This window comes from Roseomonas sp. TAS13 (assembly GCF_001950415.1).
In the GTDB taxonomy this organism is placed as follows: Bacteria; Pseudomonadota; Alphaproteobacteria; order Acetobacterales; family Acetobacteraceae; genus Roseomonas; species Roseomonas mucosa.
Genome location: NZ_BDLP01000456.1, coordinates 1 through 3,072 on the forward strand (window position 1 = coordinate 1; position 3,072 = coordinate 3,072).

Annotated in this window: 3 protein-coding genes; 1 reads left to right on the plus strand and 2 read right to left on the minus strand. The window is 74.2% G+C overall.

The genetic code is table 11. The annotated features are described in order from the left end of the window. Nucleotides 1–1,105 (minus strand): anhydro-N-acetylmuramic acid kinase (locus ROTAS13_RS21975; protein WP_075823433.1); only part of this gene is annotated, 1,105 nt, incomplete at its 3' end. A gap of 46 nt (nt 1,106–1,151) precedes the next feature. Continuing rightward, a complete protein-coding gene (locus tag ROTAS13_RS21980; RefSeq protein WP_075823434.1) occupies nt 1,152–1,961 on the minus strand; it encodes an MBL fold metallo-hydrolase in 810 nt (269 codons plus the stop codon). Nucleotides 1,962–2,345: 384 nt separating this feature from the next. Between ROTAS13_RS21980 and ROTAS13_RS21985 the strand changes: the two genes are divergently transcribed. Further along, nucleotides 2,346–3,072, plus strand: a 727-nt coding sequence (locus ROTAS13_RS21985) for a DEAD/DEAH box helicase (RefSeq protein WP_171979205.1), incomplete at its 3' end; no start/stop codon positions are given.

Genomic DNA, 3,072 nt, shown 5'->3' on the forward strand with positions numbered 1-3,072 from the left:
GCCCCGGCACGGGGTGGTGCCGCCCACCCGGCATCGGCGCCGGCACCCCGGTGGTGGAGGGCAGGCTGAGCGGCAGGCCGCGCAGCGAGCGCAGCGCCAGGAAGCCGAAGCACTGCGCCTCCAGGAAGTCGCCGTTCCAGCCGACCGCCTCCACCACCTCGACCGGCACGGCGAGGCGCTGGCGCAGCCCGTCCATCAGCACGGCATTATGCCGCCCGCCCCCGGCGACCAGCCAGCGCCGCGGCGGGCGGGGCAGGTGGCGCAGGGCGGCGGCCTGGGCCTCCACCGTGCAGGCGGCCAGGGTGGCGGCGCCATCGGCGTCGGACAGGCCCGCCACCCAGTCCAGCGTGGCGGCGAAGGCGTTGCGGTCCAGGGATTTGGGCACGGGACGGCCGAAGAAGGGGTTCCCCAGGAAGCGCGCCACGATCCCCGCATCGGCCCGGCCGCTGCGTGCCAGCCGCCCGCCCTCGTCGAAGCTGCGGCCGGTGCGGCGGAACAGGAAGTCGTCCAGCATGGCATTGGCCGGGCCGGTGTCGAAGGCGATCACCGTCTCGCCATCCAGGTAGGTCACGTTGCCGACCCCGCCCAGGTTCAGCACGGCGAGCGGCCCCGCCTCCCCCAGCCCCGCCACGAGGGCGCGGTGGTAGAGCGGCACCAGCGGCGCCCCCTGGCCGCCCGCCGCGACATCGGCGTCGCGGAAGCGGTCCACCACCGGCAGGCCCAGGCGCGCGGCGGCGGCATCGCCGAAGACGAGCTGGCGGGTGAAGCGCGCCTCCGGCCGGTGCAGCACGGTCTGGCCGTGCAGGCCGACCACGGCGACCTCCTCGCGCGGCAGGCCGGTCTCGGCCAGGAAACGCTCCACCGCCGCCGCATGGGCCCCGGTGACCGCCTGTTCCAGCGCCGCGAGCGGGTCGCGCAGCACCCGCTCCGGCTGCGCCGCCAGGCTCAGCAGGGCGGTGCGCAGGCCGGGCTCGTAGGAATAGGTACGGCCCTCGCCGGGCTCCACCAGCGATTCGCCGTCGCTGCGGAGGGCGGCGACATCGATCCCGTCTACCGAGGTGCCGCTGATGACCCCGATGGCGGTGGCGGCGGGATGGCGGGGCATGGGCGCACTCCGGAGGCTGGGATCGCGGGGTCTGGATGGCGAGCTTCTAGGGGATCTCGCCGAGGAGCTCGGTATAGCGGGCTGCCGAGCGGGCGACGATCGCGTCGCCCTCCGCCCGCACGTCCTGCCCCTGGAAGGCGCCGTGGATGCGCCCGAAGGACCAGGGCGCAAGCCGGCTCGCGACGCGCCGTACCTCCGCAGCCGGCAGGGGCATCATGTTGGGATAGCTCCACATGAAGGAGATGCGCCGGGCGCCGGGCGCCACCTGCACGATGTCGCCGGCGAGCAGGACACCCGTGCCGTCCGCCGCGCCGGTCCAGTGCAGCACCGTCCCGCCGGGAAAATGGCCCCCGGCCCGGATCAGGGTCGCCGTCGGGGCGATTTCCAGCGTCCCGCCTTCCCAGAGCCGGATATGGGGGGAGGGGCGCATGATCCAGTCGCGGTCCGCCGCGTGCAGGTGGATGGGCACCTCGAAGGCGGCGGCCCAGTCCTGCATGGCCGTGTAGTAGTGCGGGTGGGAGATCGCGATGGCGCCCAGTCCGCCCAGGCCGTGGATCAGCGCCTCGGTCGCGGGGTCGAGCAGGGCGACGCAGTCCCACAGCACGTTCCCGGCGGGGGTGGCGAGCAGGAAGGCGCGCTGGTTGATGGCGAAGGCCGGCACGGTCTGCAGGCTGAACAGGCCGGGCTCGTGGCGGTGCCAGGCGTTGCGGTGGGTCCGGGCCAACTCGTCCCGCGCGGTCCAGGCCTGGCCCTCCGCCGGGACGAACTGCCGCTCGTCCTGGCAGACCGGGCAGTTCTCCGGTGGCGTGGGGGCGGGCGGATAGGAGGTGCCGCAGGCTTTGCACAGGAAGATCATCCGCGGTTCGCTCCCTTTCCAGGCTGTCCCTGGCAGGCCGGTGCGGCACCGGGATGAGGCGACCGGCCCGGGCGGTGCGCCGTGGACCCGCCTTCCCGCCCATGGTCCGTGCCGGAAAGGCTAGCGCCGCGTTCCGGCGCGGGAAAGTCTGGTCGCGCAAGGGCAGGGCGGCCCGCGGGGGTGTCCCGCCGGGAGGCTGGCGGGATGAGGAAAGGTTCCGCCCTGCTGTGCGGCTGCGGCAAATAATCCCCGGCATTCACAGAGAATCCACAGGGAATCGGTGGACATGTGGATTTCTTCCTGCATGTTCATGGAATGTCTCAGGAACTTCCCGCAGACGCATGACGGAACGCAGGATGGCCAGCGCATGATCGCGGGGCGCTGATGCTGCCGGCCCGACCGCTGCGCGATCACCAGCGGCGCATCCTGGCCATCGCCCGGGCCATCGCCGGCGGGGCGGAGGCGCGGGACCTGCTGGCCGCCGTGACGCCGGGTGGCGGCAAGTCGCTGCTGCCGGTGCTGATGGCGCATGAGCTGATCGAGGCCGGGATCGTCGAGCGCGTCTGCTGGGTGGTGCCGCGCGACAGCCTGCGCCTCCAGGCCGAGGAAGCCTTCGCCGACCCGCTCTGGCGGCAGGCGCTGGGGCACCGCGTTTCCGTACGGGCGGCCGAGAACGCACCGGATCCCTGCCGGGGGCTGCAGGGCTATGTGACCACCTACCAGGGCGTGGCGGCGGCCCCGGACCTGCACCTGGCGGAGTTCCAGCGGCACCGGACGTTGCTGGTGGTGGACGAGGTGCACCACCTGCCGGCCCTGGCCGAGCTGGACCCCGGCGGGCGGGCGCGGGGGGAGGGCGAGGCGGTGGACGAGGCCGCCGCCTGGTCCGCCGCGCTGCTGCCGCTGCTGGAATGCGCGCGGGTGCGGCTGCTGCTGTCGGGCACGCTGGAACGGGCGGATGGGCGGCGCATCCTGTGGCTGCCCTACCGGCGCGGGGCGAAGGCGGCGACGCACGAGGTCGATCTCGACGCGCCGGGCTGGGCGGTGGTCGGCTATTCCCGCGCCCAGGCCCTGGCCGAGCGCGCCGTGCTGCCGGTGACCTTCGGCGCGCTGG

What these genes read in the sequence shown, in the direction of transcription:
- ROTAS13_RS21980 (WP_075823434.1), bottom strand. Translation starts at nt 1,961, where the DNA reads ATGATCTTCCTGTGCAAAGCCTGCGGCACCTCCTATCCGCCCGCCCCC.